Annotated in this window: 20 protein-coding genes; 13 read left to right on the forward strand and 7 right to left on the reverse strand. The window is 58.5% G+C overall.

Going from position 1 to position 16,251, the window contains the following annotated elements:
* Position 1: 1 nt before the first annotated feature.
* Both AB839_RS11515 and AB839_RS11520 read left to right on the forward strand, forming a co-directional pair.
* The gene (locus tag AB839_RS11515) at positions 2 to 547 is read left to right on the forward strand and encodes a mechanosensitive ion channel domain-containing protein (protein ID WP_061479475.1); all 546 of its coding nucleotides are present in this window, start codon (positions 2 to 4) and stop codon (positions 545 to 547) included.
* A gap of 119 nt (positions 548 to 666) precedes the next feature.
* Positions 667 to 1,317, forward strand: coding sequence for a DUF1345 domain-containing protein (locus tag AB839_RS11520; protein WP_061479476.1), 651 nt, complete (start codon positions 667 to 669; stop codon positions 1,315 to 1,317).
* A gap of 18 nt (positions 1,318 to 1,335) precedes the next feature.
* On the opposite strand, the gene cls is transcribed toward AB839_RS11520, so the two are convergent.
* The 4 genes from cls to AB839_RS11540 form a co-directional block, all read right to left on the reverse strand.
* Positions 1,336 to 2,823, reverse strand: coding sequence for a cardiolipin synthase (gene cls / locus AB839_RS11525; RefSeq protein WP_082783334.1), 1,488 nt, complete (start codon positions 2,821 to 2,823; stop codon positions 1,336 to 1,338).
* Positions 2,824 to 3,175: 352 nt separating this feature from the next.
* A complete protein-coding gene (locus AB839_RS21170; RefSeq protein WP_082783335.1) occupies positions 3,176 to 3,712 on the reverse strand; it encodes a thioredoxin domain-containing protein in 537 nt (178 codons plus the stop codon).
* 28 nt (positions 3,713 to 3,740) lie between these two features.
* Entirely contained in the window at positions 3,741 to 4,232 is a 492-nt protein-coding gene (locus AB839_RS11535) for a redoxin domain-containing protein (protein WP_061479478.1), read from the reverse strand.
* Positions 4,233 to 4,267: 35 nt separating this feature from the next.
* Positions 4,268 to 4,660, reverse strand: a complete 393-nt coding sequence (locus tag AB839_RS11540; RefSeq protein WP_061479479.1) for a DoxX family protein — start codon at positions 4,658 to 4,660, stop codon at positions 4,268 to 4,270.
* A 977-nt stretch (positions 4,661 to 5,637) separates the two neighbouring features.
* Between AB839_RS11540 and AB839_RS11545 the strand changes: the two genes are divergently transcribed.
* The 3 genes from AB839_RS11545 (at position 5,638) to AB839_RS11555 (ending at position 7,839) form a co-directional block, all read left to right on the forward strand.
* Positions 5,638 to 6,405, forward strand: coding sequence for a DUF1353 domain-containing protein (locus tag AB839_RS11545; RefSeq protein ID WP_061479480.1), 768 nt, complete (start codon positions 5,638 to 5,640; stop codon positions 6,403 to 6,405).
* Between the two features lie 131 nt (positions 6,406 to 6,536).
* Positions 6,537 to 6,884: a hypothetical protein gene (locus AB839_RS11550; RefSeq protein ID WP_061479481.1), complete on the forward strand. Its 348-nt coding sequence runs from the start codon at positions 6,537 to 6,539 to the stop codon at positions 6,882 to 6,884.
* A 535-nt stretch (positions 6,885 to 7,419) separates the two neighbouring features.
* Complete coding sequence (locus tag AB839_RS11555) at positions 7,420 to 7,839, forward strand: hypothetical protein (protein ID WP_241776774.1); 420 nt, start codon at positions 7,420 to 7,422, stop codon at positions 7,837 to 7,839.
* Between the two features lie 240 nt (positions 7,840 to 8,079).
* On the opposite strand, the gene AB839_RS11560 is transcribed toward AB839_RS11555, so the two are convergent.
* Positions 8,080 to 8,883: a carbon-nitrogen hydrolase family protein gene (locus AB839_RS11560; protein ID WP_061479482.1), complete on the reverse strand. Its 804-nt coding sequence runs from the start codon at positions 8,881 to 8,883 to the stop codon at positions 8,080 to 8,082.
* A gap of 942 nt (positions 8,884 to 9,825) precedes the next feature.
* Between AB839_RS11560 and AB839_RS21540 the strand changes: the two genes are divergently transcribed.
* From AB839_RS21540 to AB839_RS11570, 3 genes are all read left to right on the forward strand, one after another.
* Entirely contained in the window at positions 9,826 to 9,972 is a 147-nt protein-coding gene (locus tag AB839_RS21540) for a multidrug transporter (RefSeq protein ID WP_156476650.1), read from the forward strand.
* Positions 9,973 to 10,041: 69 nt separating this feature from the next.
* Entirely contained in the window at positions 10,042 to 10,701 is a 660-nt protein-coding gene (locus AB839_RS11565; RefSeq protein WP_156476651.1) for a hypothetical protein, read from the forward strand.
* Between the two features lie 596 nt (positions 10,702 to 11,297).
* Entirely contained in the window at positions 11,298 to 11,615 is a 318-nt protein-coding gene (locus AB839_RS11570; RefSeq protein WP_061479484.1) for a hypothetical protein, read from the forward strand.
* Between the two features lie 18 nt (positions 11,616 to 11,633).
* Here the strand turns inward: AB839_RS11570 and AB839_RS11575 are convergent, their stop codons facing one another.
* Positions 11,634 to 12,770: a site-specific integrase gene (locus AB839_RS11575; protein ID WP_061479501.1), complete on the reverse strand. Its 1,137-nt coding sequence runs from the start codon at positions 12,768 to 12,770 to the stop codon at positions 11,634 to 11,636.
* Between the two features lie 189 nt (positions 12,771 to 12,959).
* Between AB839_RS11575 and AB839_RS11580 the strand changes: the two genes are divergently transcribed.
* On the forward strand, positions 12,960 to 13,241 hold the full coding sequence (locus tag AB839_RS11580) for a hypothetical protein (RefSeq protein ID WP_061479485.1): 282 nt from the start codon (positions 12,960 to 12,962) through the stop codon (positions 13,239 to 13,241).
* A gap of 417 nt (positions 13,242 to 13,658) precedes the next feature.
* Here AB839_RS11580 and AB839_RS21180 read toward each other — a convergent pair whose 3' ends face one another.
* Positions 13,659 to 14,093, reverse strand: a complete 435-nt coding sequence (locus AB839_RS21180) for a DUF3693 domain-containing protein (RefSeq protein WP_082783336.1) — start codon at positions 14,091 to 14,093, stop codon at positions 13,659 to 13,661.
* Between the two features lie 136 nt (positions 14,094 to 14,229).
* On the opposite strand from AB839_RS21180, the gene AB839_RS11585 reads away from it, so the two are divergent.
* The 4 genes from AB839_RS11585 (at position 14,230) to AB839_RS11600 (ending at position 16,249) form a co-directional block, all read left to right on the forward strand.
* Entirely contained in the window at positions 14,230 to 14,490 is a 261-nt protein-coding gene (locus AB839_RS11585; RefSeq protein WP_061479486.1) for a hypothetical protein, read from the forward strand.
* Complete coding sequence (locus tag AB839_RS11590; protein ID WP_061479487.1) at positions 14,487 to 14,729, forward strand: hypothetical protein; 243 nt, start codon at positions 14,487 to 14,489, stop codon at positions 14,727 to 14,729. Before AB839_RS11585 ends, AB839_RS11590 begins: the two co-directional genes overlap by 4 nt.
* A gap of 207 nt (positions 14,730 to 14,936) precedes the next feature.
* A complete protein-coding gene (locus AB839_RS11595) occupies positions 14,937 to 15,992 on the forward strand; it encodes a replication initiation factor domain-containing protein (protein WP_061479488.1) in 1,056 nt (351 codons plus the stop codon).
* Complete coding sequence (locus AB839_RS11600; protein WP_061479489.1) at positions 15,974 to 16,249, forward strand: single-stranded DNA-binding protein; 276 nt, start codon at positions 15,974 to 15,976, stop codon at positions 16,247 to 16,249. The genes AB839_RS11595 and AB839_RS11600 overlap by 19 nt, the downstream gene beginning before the upstream one ends.
* The last annotated feature ends 2 nt before the right edge of the window (positions 16,250 to 16,251 follow it).

Here is a 16,251-nt window from a genome sequence, read left to right on the forward strand (position 1 = left end):
TATGCAGACTACTGTCAACGCTTTAGTGGATCCGTCATCTGTCGTAGGCGCAGTGGCGATTGGGGCGCTCATCGCGCTTCTCGCCACGATCAGTGCCGCACTTCTCAGGAGGTCAGCTCGTCGTATCGGCGCACGGCTTACGGATGGGACCACGCTCCAGTTTGCAAGCGTACTGGGACAGTGGTTGATCTACCTGCTGGCCGTCGGCCTCTATGCGCACCTTATCCCTGAGCTCAGGACCCTCGGGTCGACGATGCTTGCGGGGGCGGGCATCCTTTCAGTTGTAGTTGGTCTGGCGGCGCAGGACACCCTCGGTAACCTGATTGCAGGATTTTCGCTTCTCATGTCAAAGGCGATGCGCGTGGGGGATACCGTCCGCGTGTATGCTCCCAATGGGGTCATCGAAGCCCGGGTGGAGGGCATCTCTCTTGGTTTCACAACCCTTCGGGATGCGCAAGGGAACGAGGTCGTAATTCCAAATGGTGTCGCCATGGCCAGCGCCATTGTTCGAGTTGCGCATCCAGACTCTACGAAACAAAGTGACTGAATGAGGCGCCAGTTGATCGTCCATCCCCGCAATCGCGGTCCAATGACGCTGGAAAATGACCAGCAAGCCTCGTCGAATCTCCGCCAGGTCGCTGGCTGGACATCAAATGGAGCCAGAATGTGATCAAGCTTTCGCATGCCAGGGCAAGCTTCTACCTGGCCGCCGGAGCAGGGGTTCTCGCCTGGGGTTGGGCAGTTCACTCTGCGCCGTATCTGGCCCTGGTGGTAGGCGTGGATGTTTTCTTTGTTGCCTATCTGGCAAGGACACTGGCTTCCGTCCCCACTTACGACGCTGAACGGCTCCGACTGAACGCAGGCCACCGGGATGAGCCCCTGTGGATGGTGTTCATCATTACACTGGCAGCGGCAGCTCTGGCGGTGGGGCTGGTCATCTCCGTAAGCGGGAAGCAACACAAGCCTCTGGAACTGGGGCTGACCCTGGCATCGCTGCCTCTCGCCTGGGCCACCATCCACGCAATGATGGCTTGGCACTACGCGCACATGTACTGGAGAAAATCGGATAAGACTTGCGAGAACGAAGGTGAGCAGGGTGGCTATCACGCGGGATTGCTTTTCCCCGGGAACAAGCCGCCTGGGGCACGCGATTTTCTGTACTTCGCGTTCATCATCGGAGTCGCTGCACAGACGGCTGATGTCTCCATTTCTTCGTCGAAGATTCGAGCCGTGAGCCTGCTGCATTCGCTCGTGGCCTTCGCCTTCAACACCGTACTACTGGCCGCGGTCGTGAATGTTGTGGTGACGCTGGCGTAGCTTGATCACCCGGCGCCTCTAGAGAACGGGCGACATCATGCCGATGGCATTCTGAAGAAGCCGCATATGGAAAGGCCACGCCTCCACCGCCTCGAGAGCTATCTGCTCAGACACACGTACGTAGCCTTCCTGCCGATGCGTGATAGCCGACGTTGCCAGTGGATCCATGATGAGGAGGTTGTTCTCGAAGTTGAGTTGCAGGCTACGACGATCCAAATTGGCGGATCCAACCAATGCGAATTGCCCATCTGCCGTCAGTGATTTGGTGTGAAGTAGCCCAAGCGGATACTCGTAGATGGATACTCCTGCCTGAAGCAAGTCACAGTAGGTACTGCGGCATGCGTAAGCCACCAACAGTGAGTTGTTGCGTTTCGGAAACACAATCGTGGTTCTTACGCCCCTGCGCGGCGCAGCGCATAGTGCCCGTAGGAGGGCCTCGTCTGGAACGAAGTAGGGGGTAGTGATCAGCAGTTCTCGCCGTGCGGCGTACACCGCGCCGACAAATGAATCCGACATGGCGTCGCCAATTGTTGATGGACCGCAGCCATACATCTGGGCCACCGCGCCTTGGGCAAAGGAGGCCGGCAAAGGGTGTTGAGACGGTAGGGACTCCAACTCCTCGCCGGTTTCGGCCATCCAAGTGCTCAGAAACAGCCATTGTGCCTGTCTCACCACAGGGCCTTCGCATCGCAGGAAGATATCTACCCAGGGAGCGAACTTTGCAAGCACCCTGAACTCAGGGTCCGCGCAGTTCTGACTGCCACAGAAGGCAATTGCATTGTCGATGACGACCAGCTTACGGTGATTGCGCAGGTCAAGTCGCCCCAGCGCCAGATGACCTATACGAGGGATGTCGTCCAGCGTTGCAAGCAAGCGAACTCCGGCGTCCCGCAACTGTTGCCAGCGTCGGCTGCGGATGAATGACCGTGACCCCAGAGAATCGACCATTACCCGGCATGCCACGCCTCGGAGAGCTGCTGCGGCAATGGCATCGGCAACTCTGCCGCCATTGCCATCGTCCAGCCAGATGTAGAAGCTGACATGTACGTGATCACGGGACTCCGCAATATCGGAAATCAGCCTTTCGATGGCCGCATCGGAGTCAAGCATCGGCTCGTTCGGTGAGGCGGAAGACGAGCCCAGCAGCTCGATCCTGTTGCCGCCGACAGGCCCCAGTCCATTGGCCGTCGCGCAGAGATTGGACAGTAATTGAGCGGCAGGAGGCAGCAGTGGAGCTTGGGGTATCGGGATGGCTCCAAGCATCCGTTCGGCCCGATGAAGGCGTGATATCCGACCGCGGCCAATGCTGGTTTCGCCCAGGAGGAGGTAGGCGATTGTGCCAAGTGCAGGAAGGGAAAGAACGACCGCCACCCAAGCGATTCTTGAGGCTGGAGTTCGGTCACGCCGGGTGATTGCGCGTGCCAGAACCGCGACCTGGAAGGCCAGCAACAGCCAGAAGATTGTGACTCCGAGTGGTTGCTGAAGCCATCGCAGGGACTCTGGCATGGAGGTTCCTCAGGATTCTGACGTACCGAGTCTAAGAGCAATGCCTATCGCCAGTCACGCAGTGACAGGGCATGCTGTTGCCCCTCGCCGAGACGCTTTGAGCGGTCTACGGCCAGGGCTACTCCATGGTGTCTTCATCCGCATTCTGCTGCCGGATCTGCAGGGGACAATTCGTAGCCGCCCGCAGGGCAAGGCCGCAGAGGCCTTGGAACCCAGCATGGAGGCTAATACCGCGGCGATCTGGAACCTGCCGGCATCGCCCCCAATGATGGGCTGGCCATGGCGTCGGCAGGCGAGTGATGCACACGTCGTCTGCGGTTCTACGCGCGACATCCATAACGTAGATAGATGGTCAACGATTCACTCCGTTGATCGTGTCTCGGATGACGCTCGCCAACCCCTCAATGCCACCCTGCATAGAATAGAACTGGTCGTTGATAAAAAAGCTCGGCGTACCGTTCACGCCGCTACGCAAGCCTCCATTGAGATCGGCATGGATACGCGTACCAAATTGCCCGGTTTCGAGGGCCTCACGCAGCTCAGCAAGATCCAGATCGAGGTCACGTGCCAGCTCGGCATACAAAGCTGGGCCAAGTTGGTCTTGATTCTCGTAGAGCGCATCATGCGCTTGCCAGAACTTACCATTGGCCGCCGCATACTCTGCAAAGATGGCGGCAGGCATTGCTTGAGGGTGGACCTCACTAAGGGGAAAGTTGCGAAACACGAAGCATAGACTTTCGCCGAACTGAGCTTGCAACTCTTTGATGCCGCTGTAGGCATCGCCGCAATAGGGGCATTGATAATCGCCGTATTCAACCAAAACGACTGGCGCATCGATCGAACCCTGCACATGATCACGTGAACTTACGGGAACATGAAGCATCGACATAACAGACCTCCCGCTCTGGGCATGGATTTCAAGATTTTTTAAGGGACTCGAGAGCATCCAGCACACCGTCGACACCAGGATTGATTGCGACGGGCGACAGGTAGCTCCAGGCAATGCGTCCCTGTGCATCGACAACAAACAAAGCCCGTTTACAGTAACCGTGCTCGGCGTCGTATGCGCCATACATGGTGGACACCGCACCCTTTGGGTGGAAGTCCGAAAGCAAGTCGAAGCGAAGATTGCGGGCGGCGATAAAGGCCTTGTGGCACCAAACACTGTCTACAGATATGCCAAGCGTCGTTGCGCCACTTTCTGAGATGAGTGGAATCGCCTGATTGAAGATTGCGAGCTCATCTGAGCAAACCTCGCTCCAGTCGGCCGGGTAGAACACCAGAACTACAGGCTTTCCGCGCAATTCGTGGAGCGACAAGGTCTGATCGGGCGTGGCATTAAGCGTGAAATCTGGTGCCTCGGCGCCCACCGACAAGATTTCATCACGGGCAGTCGTCTTGACGGACATAGTCTAACTCCATAGTGAATGGGTGTCGGGTGATCTCAGCGCAAGTAGGCAAAGAAGCCTGTCGGGGTCCCGCCGAACAGTGATAGCGAGCCCGGTCCCACGGCAGCGAGCAAGAAGAAGCCACCGGCCAATCCCACGTGCGCCAGTAGCTGATTTATATCACCCCTATGAGACATATAGCCCGTTAGCAGGCACCACACACCTAGCAGGCTACCTGCCATCAGGACTGGGTAGCCAATGCACACCGCTACACCCCCTAGCAGTTCGCAAGCGCCAATCAGGAACGCCAGGACTCTGGCATCGGGCAAGCCCATCTTGGCGAGCACTGGCACCAGCTGCGCCTCGCCACCACGCAGCTTCATCATTCCCCATATCACGAATGGCAACCCCAAGAACAAGCGGGCGACAAGCAAAGCCACTGCGCTCATGATTGCGTTCTCCCCCGTTCGACGGCGCCTGTGGGGCGGGCCCTATGCGTGTGCCTCAGGACTCGCTGGCGTTGACTTTACTCTTGTCGTCGGCAGGTGAGAACTCTTATGTCATGCGGATTGAGCATGGACATTCTGCTCGATTACCCGGACATATTGTCCCGCTTCCCGGGAGGAGAAGAGGGTCATAGGACTCCATGAGCAGCCACGGCGGCAAGGAGATCTTCCATGGGTCGTTCGCCCATGATCTTGCTGAAGAAAAACCGTCAATGCTCGCCGCCCCGTTCAGGTCTACATTCGCACTGACATGCCAAACGAGCTGGGGTACAACATCATCCTCACCCAAGATGCCCTCTACCAGTCGCCTAGCAGATCAAAGCCGCAGTGGGGATATTTCTGTCTACATCACCTTCGATAGCGATGCCCTGGATCCTTAGTCTGCCCCGGGCACACGCACCCCCGTACTTGGTGGCCCCTCCATTTTCCAGGCCGGCGAAGTCTTGAGGCGTCTGATGGGTCTCAATTTGGTGAGCTCCGACCTGGTCGAAGTGGCTCCGATGTACGACCCGAGGGGGTGACTACGCGGTCAGCTGCAGCCGTTGCGCGTGACATGATGCAGCTGTTGGCGGCCCCCTCGGCAGCCAACAAACAAGCTCTTGCTAAGTAATCCGGTCAGCTTGGCCAATGAGAGCGAAAATGACCCCGCGTATCTGGCCATCGGCACGGCCAGACACCAGTCTCAACTCTGCGACCGTCCACTTAGCGGCCGCTTCCCATCCCGCGAGTTGAGCCGCCCGCATCGATGCTGGCCAAACTGTCAGGGGCTGACAAGCGTGTCACTGACGCTACCACCTGTCGGCAAACCGCAGTGGAATATGGAATGTCAGTAGATATTCGTTCAGACTCGGCTGCGCTTGGGCTGAAGGCTGCCCAGGCCAAGGCAATGAAGCCCATTCCCTGAGATCGAGGATGGAACCATGAAGAAGATCACTCTAGCGCTTTTGATGGTTGCTTCAGGTAGTGTGAGTGCGGGGGAGTTCACCAAGCCAGTTACGGTCAATCTCTTGCCTAACGGCATGATCGAACTGGCTAACGATGTCATCTACACCGATGATGCAGGCCGAAAGTGGCGAGCTCCAAAGGGCACCATTGCCGATGGAGCGTCGATTCCGCGCATGTTCTGGAGCGTCATTGGTGGCCCGCTTGATGGGGACTATCGAAACGCGTCCATCATCCATGACGTCTATTGCGTCAGTCGCAGCATGCCGTGGAGGGAGGTGCACCGCGTCTTCTATGAGGCGATGCTTTCGAGCAAGGTCGACCCTTACAAGGCTAGAGTCATGTATGCCGCCGTCTATCATTTCGGCCCGCGTTGGAACATATCAGTGCCGATTAAATCCAAAGATATCGCCGCCGTCAGGCATGAGCTTGCAGATAAATCAGAGCTATTCGGGCTTTCAGGTCAGGCCTCCGAGGTGAAATTCACCTTGCCTGCGAACTCCGGCATGCTGGGAGGCCTGAAGGATGGTTCTTCCAAGTCCATCCTTGTCTCATATTCTGCTCAGGATGCCATGGATCTTGATGGGACCACACTGAAGAAGCTCCTCACGACCTCCGACTCCGTTCAGCTTTTTGCCACGGCAGATCCAGTGTCATCGGCCAGCGCTGAAGACCTGGAGAAAATTAAGGAGTACGTGAAACACGATCGCAGTCTCGACGATATCGAATCTATGACCTTTGAGTAGGCTCTATCATGCTACATGCCCAATAGGCAGGGCATGTAGCGGAGACTCCTGAGACCCTCCACTGCCTAAGCGGGAGAGTCATCTTCGTATCGCAACAAAAACAAAGACAAATCACAGGGAAGAAGTTCACAATGCCCTATTCCAAAGAGTCGCTGCCGAAACGAGAGCGCCTGGATCTCCTTTTCTCCGCGCTTGAGGCGGCCGAGGCTGCCGCTGATCTCCAGGAAGGATGGTCACTCGTAGATCGAGAGCTTCGGCTGATCGAAGACCAATATACGAGCCTTCCCTACGATCGTCCCAGCAACTATGGCCTAGCGCAACGCATGTACATCCCGCCGCTAACGCTGCAGGACGCCTGGAGTCAATCAGACGGTTGGAACTCTGTGGACCTCTTTGCCCACCAGCTTAGAATCTCAGAAACTGGCGGCATCGAAATCATTGACAAGAAGACAGGCAAAGCTATCTTTTCCAAGCATTGAAGCGACTCAGCCGGGGAAGCAAAGTCTCGTGCGATCTAGGCCCGCCAGCGATGCTTCCACCTGGCTCTGTCATCTCAGTGAACCCTGAGTCCCTCATCTGTGGCCAAAAGCGCTTTTGCCGCGGCACTCAGAGGAGGTGAATCAAGGCCAGCATCAAAGGTTAAACCGAGTGCCTCTGCCACGGGAACGTAAGGTCTCCCATGCCGATCATACGTGCCCGCTAGAATGATCGCTGTTGCGGCGACGACATTATTCGAGGTGTCCATAACTCGATGCTCGATGAACCACTTCGTTTCAGGCCAGCCGATCAGCTGAGTGTCAAGTGTGAATCGGCGGAACGCATGACGACACGAAGAGGGAGTGCCGGCAAACACCTTCACAGCTGGGCCGACTGGTCGGTCCGCATGCGGACCGACTCCCCAATCAATCTCGAAGATCAAGCTCTTCGGCTTGGATGCGAAGCTACAGCAGGTCCGCGCTCAGGAAGGGGTGGGAGCTCAATGCACAGGCGTGTACTTCGTCGGTGTAGTAGCTCGTGTCGATTCCGTCATCGGGCTGCATCTCCCGAAAGCCAAAGAATCCGCTGGCCCGCAGTCCTATCGACGCACCGGCACCGAGCAACTATTTCTCGGCGAAGCTGGGGGCAGGGGAGGGCGTGGCGGTTACAACCGCCGCGGGGCATGACTCGGCTTGGGCCACTGTGAGCGTGGGCTCGCCGCATGTGCCCGAAGCGATCGGTGCAGGTGAACTGGTGGATTTTGAGGAGGGCGGCCATGACGTTGCGTTCTTCGCCCGCGAACACGCCGAGTTCGTATTCGGTACCGCAGCACGGCATTCTCATCCACTGGAGACAGACTACTACTCGGTGCATACCAGCCAGCAGGCGTTTCAGGCGGGAGAGGCACGCGTCCGGGAGCTCGGAGTGCAGATCGAACGGACTAGACAGGGGCGTTGAGATGCGGGGCTGACTCCACGCGGCAGGAAACTTTATCCGGCAGTTGGTGAGGGCAGTGAGTAGCGATCAGGGTCTCTGCTCCGTCCGCGTCCGTAGCTGGCCGCAATGCTCAATCGCGGGCGAATAGGCATCGTCTGAAACTCGCGCTGCTAGAAACTGCGAGCGTCACCCATCCATTTCGACGGCGCTTGGACTGTGGCTCTGCAGCGAAAGGCAGGACGTAGATCCATGCCGACTCTCTCAACGTCGCAGCGGCAGCCACCGGCTCTCTGGCTCAAGTGTGTCCACTAGGTACATTCCCGCTACCCTGCTGTCTTTGGTGGACGGCCATACGTGGTCCTGCCCATCTTCGAACCAGTACATGCCACTGCCGCCACCTCCGAAATAGCGCTGCTTGCCGCCCTCCTTGAATGCCGTAGCACTCCGGCCCGCAATAGCCGAAACGAGTATCGGCGCGTTACAGGCGCGTGCCCATGCTTGCAACGGGTTGGTCCAATATGGTGTGCGCAAATCGGCACCAAACGTACTGACGATGATCGGGCATGAAGGCCCAGCACCCAGTGCGGCAGCCTCCCCTAGCATCTGCGCTGCGCGGCCATCTGGCTCATTCCATGGCACGCAGACGTCTGCACAGATAAGCGGAATCACCTGGTGCCGGCTCCAGCTCCATCGCACCAGGGCGGTGCCAGGCTGGAAGACCTCGTCCAACCACGGAACGCGCTTGAAGTAGGGTGCGTGCACTTGCCCTTCGTGGACAAGGAAGCTGGCATTTCGCTGACAAGGACCATCCATGACGTACCCGCCGACGATGTAGGCCAGTGAGTGAGGGGGGATCTTCTGCAGGGCCAGGATGGCGGCGTCGAGAGATGGCACGGCACCAACCTCGCAGCTGGTTATGAATGGGAATCCCTCCGGGAACACAGCAAGATCCGTGTTTTGCTCATCTGCCATTGTCAGTAGTTGCGCGATACGTTCAATAGGCACGTCCGTGCTCGCGCAGGCCTCTACCTCGCGCGCACGGAGCTGGAACAGCGCGATCCTCATGGCATTCCCGGATGGCAGAAAGCTGGACAGTGAGGCTGACTGAGCAATTGCGTCAACTCCCGCCCAGGCGTGGCGATTCCCGAGGGTGGCGCGCCTAAGGTGACCGAAGGGATCTGCAGACATCGCATAGGAACCTATCGAGCTTTCAGTCGTAGATGGGCATCTCAGGTCCGATCAGCAAGGAGTCATCCTTGCCTTGTACCAGGGTGATGATGCTCCACGTGCCCTTTGATGGTAGCCACCAAAGTTAACAGTGCTTCTTGGTCTGTCGTAGGCGTTGGTGGCTGGTGCTGCTGTAGTCAAAGGCAACCAGTCGATGCGTATGCCATAGATGTCATGCGGCTCGCCGAGGCTGCCGAGATACGGCTTTCTGCAGCGGGTTGGTTAGGGCGATACGGGCGCGGCTTCCATGGCCTTGAAAACTTGATCTGCGTCACAAGAAATAGCTGGTGCACTTTTGCCATCGGCCGGCGCCCATGACCGGGTTTCGTTCATATTTCCGTTAAGGTTGGCCGAAGTTTCCTGCGAAAACCACTGCATGTTGCGGTCAGTCTCATCATATGAGACTAGATATAGTGGTTGGCAGTCACCCTTCGTGCTTGCTAACTGCGTGAACGGTGGTAAAATCGCAAACGAGACATCCACAAAAGCGAACGCCTCGCTTGCAGGCGAGGCGTTCGGATACAGCAACTCACAACCAAGGAGGAAAAAACAACCCGGACTCCTGAACAAGCTGTCCAGTACGGATTGATAGAGACCTACGAAGCTGTGCGTCTTGGCAGACGTCGAATTATAGCTTTCAGAGAGCTACTTCGTAAAGCATCTACGTAGGTCTTCTACCTCTCCGGATACAGGACCACCTAAGACGCCTTCTTTGGGGGGCGAGGGTGTTCCCTTGGGCAGTCGCAGCGACTTCACCCAACTATCACGAGGTCTACAGCAATGGCTGACAAGAAGATCACTCAGTACCGCAGCGCTGTCTCCGGCGAGTTCGTAACGAAGCAATTTGCCGAGAAGCACAAGGCGACGACGGTCAAGGAGCGCAACAGCGCTCCGAAGCCGTCGTCGACCAAGTCGCGCGCCAAATGAGTAGCCAGAGGGGCGGCCCTTACGCCGCCCCTCTTTCTTTCGCAGACTGCAGAAAGGAAGTAAAACGCTATGAACACCGTTCTTAAGCTCTCACCTGCTGTACCAAGACCACGTCTTTCTGATCGCAACCTCGCTCGGATGGTCCGCATGTCGGCGAGTCGGCAGATGCGATTCCTGCATGATCAAAAGTACCCACGTGGTACGCCGCAGGTGTTTATGCAGCCGTACTACGCCAAGGCGCTTGCAGGAATCCGCGACGTGATGAAGCGCGGCCTTCCTGGAATCATAGACGCGCGCGCAAAGTTGCAGGGCATCTCCCAAGAGACACGGCGCAACAATTCGATGCGCGTGCTGGACTCCTTCATTGCATCACCGCATGCAAGCCGCCGCTTAAAAGTGGTTCCTGGGCATCGCTACCAGGCACATGCGCGCAGTCTTGAAGTGCGCTTCTCACCGCACGTTGTGGCGATGGATGCTGACGAGGTGCGCTACATCTACTTCCACGAGAAGGGTGTTCAGTGCGACCCTGAGGAGGCCCGGCTCACACTTGAGTTCGGCTATTGGGTGCTAGGGCAGAACAACGTTGAGGTGAGGCCGGATCAGCTTGAACTGATCGATCTGTTCTCCGGAAGGTACTTCCGAGGCCAGCCCATGAGGCCGGAGACGTTGAGGATGTTGGACGATATGGCACGTCACATTGAAAGCCAGTGGCCCACAATCGAGCCGTAGATCAACAGTTCGCCATCCCGTCTCAGTCCCTGCGACTGAGGCGGGATGGTGTCTAAAGTGTCGGAGCACTCCATTTCTTCGGTACCTTGGCAGCTCTTCATCCGGTGAGTCCCGCTGGATCCATACCAGACGTCTAGAAGCGTCCCTGCGATCTGGGTAGGGGGATTCCCTACAGACGAAGGATGGCTTCACAGACTAGGCTCGATGCCAGAGGCCTTCTTCCGAGCGGGAGCGCTACAAGATGCAAGAGATGTCCTATGCCGACGCAATCGATGCTGGCCTTGATCCAATCTCCTACAGAAATAATCTATTGGAGTCACTTGGTGAGGGACAGTTCGCGGGCCAACTCGATGCCCTTGTCTGGTCGAAGCGCAGTCCCTGCCTAATGGCCCTGTTGAGCCTGGACATGGGCAGTCGCGTTCAAGTTGTGGGATTTCAGCGCCATACCCGGAAGGGTCTTCCCGAGTATCTTGGACTCAGATCACTTTCGCCCGGCCAGCGGGTGCTGCTCCAAGTTGATCGTGGATTGCGGGGCGGATTAAGACCCCTAGTCGTTGCTGAGGATAGAATTGCTGAACAGCAAGGCGAGTCTCAGCATGGATAGGTTCAATGCATATGACGCATTGTCAGAAATCGCTCCTGCAGAGTTGACCCAGGTAGCTAGTCAGTTGAATCAAACCGGGGTCGTAAGCGACGAAGACGGGCTCTGTTTGGGCTCAATGCTTATCGAGCACTGGTCCAATAGATGCTCTGACCTGATAAGAGGATATGGATATGGAGGAGGGGAGCTGGCGGTACGTGGCGCCTTCTTCAGCGCGGTGGGAGCGATCTATCTCCTCTACGATCAGAAGCGCCATTCCGGCGAGGATGCCGCAGATGAGCTCCGCCGGGTGGCCAAGTTGCAGGTCACATGAGAGTTGCTTTCAGATGGTCTAGAAATCAGCACCCGTCGCATCTCCATCCAGCTCCCGGTCGTGCTCTGTAGTTGGCCTTGCTGCGCTTTCCAACATTCGCGCCGCTGGATTCGTTTCGGCTGCGCCTGCTTGGTAGTAGCCGATGACACTGACCACCGATCGGTGATCGGTCATTGCCATGATCGCCGGCAGCGCGATTCCTTGCCTGGCACCTTCGGTAACGAAACCCGATCGTAGACTGTGACCGCCAAAGCTACCCACCAATCCGGCGGCCCGCGCGCGAGCCTGGATGATGCTGGCCACCGACTTGGGTGACAAGCCGGCCCCCACTTTTCCGCGCGTTAGTTGGCGGAAGAGGGCCCCCTCTTGCAGGCCGGCCGCTTCGATCCAGGCGCGAAGCGCCTCGGCCGGTGCACCTAACAAGGGCTTGTCCGGCGAGCCGCCTGCTTTGACGCCCTCCTGAAGCGTTTTGCCGACGTCCAGGTGGTAGAGGTAGCCGCCGTCGATCGGGGCCAGCTTGCTCAAGGCGGCATGGGCCGTCTCGCTCCGACGGCGCCCACCACTGGCAAAGGCGAAGTAGAGCAGGGCACGATCACGTTTCCCAACGAGATCGTCCTCACAGGTCGCAATCATCGCCATCAATTCGGTCGCAGTGATCGCCGTTTTCTTGCTTGGCCGCTCGCCACGCTTATGCGCGGCGCGACGGCCCTTGGCCAACAGTTGCCGCACCTCGCTGCTTTCGCAGGGGTTGGCCAGCTTGAGCAGCTGATGGGCACTGGAGAGCACCGCGACGCGGTGGACGATGGTCGACAGTTTGAGCGCCCCCAGTCGCTGCTTGAATTTGCCATCCACCAGCAGCGCATCCAGTGCCGGCGGCAGCTCCCAGGCCAGGGCATCGCCTGAGCGCCGGGCCAGATGATCGACGATGAACTGGATCACACAAGACGCATCCACCGGCATTGCGATGACCACGCCGTAGCGGCCTTGGTACCAAGCCGCCCAATAGCGCAAGGCGGTGGCGTAACTGCGCGTGGTGTTGGCCGAGGCCGCTTCGGCGAAGACTTCGCGCACCGCGTCCGCCGAGGACTGCGACAGCTGCGCCACGGTCGGGCCAGCCGGAACGGCGGCGGTCGAAACTGGCAGAAGGTCGCTCATAAGTGATTGAAAATAGAGCACAAAAAAGGCTGAGTTCCGATAAATATATATTATCGGAAGTCGAATGTCATAGGGCAGGGTGATGGCTTTCAAGTGTTCCGGCGGCAGTAGCCGCCGCAAATTCCGCGACTTGCGTCACACTTGCTAAGATCGAGTGGACACAGTGGGTGTCAGACTCGAAGGATCGAAATGGCTGTCTATGTGGTCACTTGGAACCTGAATCGGGAAGCGAATTACGATGCAAAGCGGACAGCGTTCCTTACTCACCTGAATCGACACGAGAACGTCGCCGATCCAGCGCTCGAAACCGTGCGCTGGATCTCAACGGGCCTGTCCGCAGACGCGCTGTCGGCTGACCTTAGGCAGCGTCTTGATGGGAACGACCGCATCTTTGTCGGCCATGTTTACACGGGAGGCCACCAAGGCTACCTGTCCAACGCGACCTGGGCTTGGATCAATCAACGGCTGTAAGTGTGCGGAACGTTTCTGGTGGTGCCTTCCGAGGCACCACCCCTTGCCCTTGGACAAGCCAAGAGATCAAGGTTGAAGCCTGGCGAATGCCTAGCGCAGCTTGTTCGCTTGGATTCGTTAAATTTAAAGGGTCTAGGCCGCTGAGCTGGCTCAGAAATGAAGCTGACTATAGTAGCCGTCTCCCGAAGTAGAGGTTCTCGACAGCGCGTGGCTGCAGCGCCTTGGCAACATCATTGGGGATGCACCAAATTCGCGACCCACCATTGGCGATGCACCAAGATCACAGCGAGTCATTGGGAGTGCACGTAGCTCAGCGCATCAATTGCTACAAGTTGCCGCACAAGCTGCCCCAAATTCGCTGCGCTCAACACCCTTGGGGATCAAGAAGGGGCGCGATCCAGACACAAATGCCATCAATTAGGGACACCGACAGAGGCAGGAAGCGCGGCAGCCCCTTGCTGCGCTTTGAACATAATATACAGAATGCGGCTGTTCGGAGCTGGAAAAGCCTTGTGAATCAATGGCTTTAGCGCGAGCGGCGCCTGGCATTGCGATCACTGCGAGCACCAGCACTGCCGCCGCCGCGCTTAGCCTGTCCAACACTGAGCGCCAGACCCTGCGTTCGACCGGAGATGTCGCGCGCTCGGCGTGAATCTTTGCAAGCCATACAGCGCCATCGAGCTTGCCCAGCTCGCAAAGCTGCGCAATTCGCTCATCCGACAGGCCCGCCACGCCCTTTCGCGCTTGGTGCAGCGTCTGTCGCTGAATTCCCAATTTCGTCGCCAAAGCCATGTCGGACGGGAGTCCCGACCGTTCCCGCACTGCGTCCAGAAGTTCTGCAAGAGCGTTCATGTGATGAATCCTATTGACACGACGTGATGGGATCAGTTTACATGCGGCGCGTGATGTAGATACATCACACCCGCCCCCGGCCTCCCCTGTGCCGGTGAGGCGGGGACTACAGGGACGCAGGGGAGGGGGTAGGGGCATGAACACCGCACGTGCGGCATGGGCCGCTGAGTACCGCGAGGCGCGCAAGCTGGCGCGTTTCATCGAGACCTTCCACGAAAAGCTGAGCGCAGTGTCGGTCGGGGAGCGGACCTTCCCGCGTTGCAGGGGCTTCCAGTTCTCCCGACTTTCCGGCGACCGCCTTCATTGGATCGGCGAGGGCCTTTACGCACGCACCGTCGAGTCTCACCGCCTTCTGCTGGCGTGCCTCGCCCATGAGCACCCGAGGATGCCGGCATGATCGACCCGCTGATTTCCTTCGTGCTGCTGGCGGCCATTGTGGCTGTCGCCATCGGTGCCGCTCGCATCGTGTCGTGGCTTCTGGATCGGCGTGACCGTGCCGCCGTCCGGCGTGCCAAGGAAGCGGCCATCGTCGCCCAGGCACGCGCCGAACTGGCCGCATCAGGCTGGAGCGCCGCCGACGAAACTGCATTCCAATCCCGTCGCCGGTCGACTCCCCAAGTTGGGGAATCGGCATGAGGCTGGTCAGCAAGCACCGCGAGATCGGCTACATGGTCCCCTCTCAGCGTGATGGATGCCGGAACTGCGTTCGGCTGACTGTGTTGGGTGAGGAAAACGGCCTCGGCATCGCTATGCGCCAGGGCTGCTCTAAGCACGGCATCGAGGTGACCTCAGGCGGAATATGCCCCGATTTCAGCGCTGTTTGGCCGCGTGCGGAGGTGAATCGTGGCCGTTGATCGCGCTCGCTTCCGTATGGCTGTCGTTGGCGGGGCAGGGGGCTTTTCCCCGCTTTCGCCCGGTGAAAAGGGGCAGCTGGCAGCGGCGGCAATTGGCCCGGGGAGTAACACGGGCCAAAAGGGTCAGCAAGACGCAATCATCGACTACCTGACCATTGTGGTCCCGCTCTCCGCCCTTGAAGAGGTGAACTGCAAGAAGCTGGACCTCTTGCTGTTCCGCATCTTCGGCTTCCGTGGCGAAGTGGTTGCCGGTGCGATTCGTGAGAAGAACTGGAACTTCTACGAGCAGTCGGCGGTGCTGATCGACCGGGAAAACGAGGTGGTTGGACGCGTCGGCATCGGGGGCAAGAAAAGCACCGTATGCCTGAGCCTGACAGGCATGGGCTGCAAGTGGATTCGTGACTGGGCGCGCGTCTACAAGCAGTGCTCGATGCTGGACGCCAAGATTACCCGCGTTGACTGCGCGCACGACGACTACGAAGGCGAACGCCTGGACGTGCATGCGCTCCGCGAGGTTGCCGCGCAGGGCGGCTTTACCGAGGGTGGATGCCCTCCGCGTCACCGCTTCATTTCCGATGAAGGCCACAACACCGGCTGCACCCTGTATGTCGGTGGCAAAGGCCACAAGGAACTGTGTGTGTATGAGAAAGGCAAGGCCGAGGGCCTGCCGTCCTCGCGCTGGGTGCGCGCGGAAGTGCGCCTGTACGGCAAGCACATGGAAATCCCGCTGGACGTGTTGTTGAACCCGGGCGCGTACCTGCGCGGTTCGTACAGCGCGCTGCACGATCTCATCAAGGGCGTGTGCACACGGCTGCGCACGATCCGCAAGCACGTCGAAGTTTCTGCCGAGGCAATGGTGCTCTGGATGGAGCGTCAGGTGGGCCCGGCTCTCAGTGTTCTGCGCGGAGCGTTCGGAGATTCATGGTCCGACTTCTGCGAGGCCCGCATCGTCCGTGACGGTCACCCCGGACGCTTTCGCGGTATTGCCAAGGGTGACGCACTCCATCGTTATGTGAGGGAAGAACTATGCCCATCTGCCGCGTGAAGTCGGCTACTGTCGACGAACAGCACAACGCCAGGACCAACTCCATCATCCGCTCCCAGATGGTCGGCCTCGACCTCGGCAACGGCTTCGAGTTGCCGTTCCGTGTCGGCCTCGGCCAGCGTCCGCCGTATCCGGCTGGGGAGTACGACATTGATCCCAAGTCGTTCGCGCTGTCGCCCTATGGCGACCTTGTCCTGAAGCGCTACGTGGACTTGGTGCCCATCGGCTTCAAGGCCGCTCCGGCGGCGAAGGCGTAATG

Origin of the sequence: Stenotrophomonas sp. DDT-1 (genome assembly GCF_001580555.1) — a bacterium.
Lineage (GTDB): Bacteria > Pseudomonadota > Gammaproteobacteria > Xanthomonadales > Xanthomonadaceae > Stenotrophomonas > Stenotrophomonas sepilia.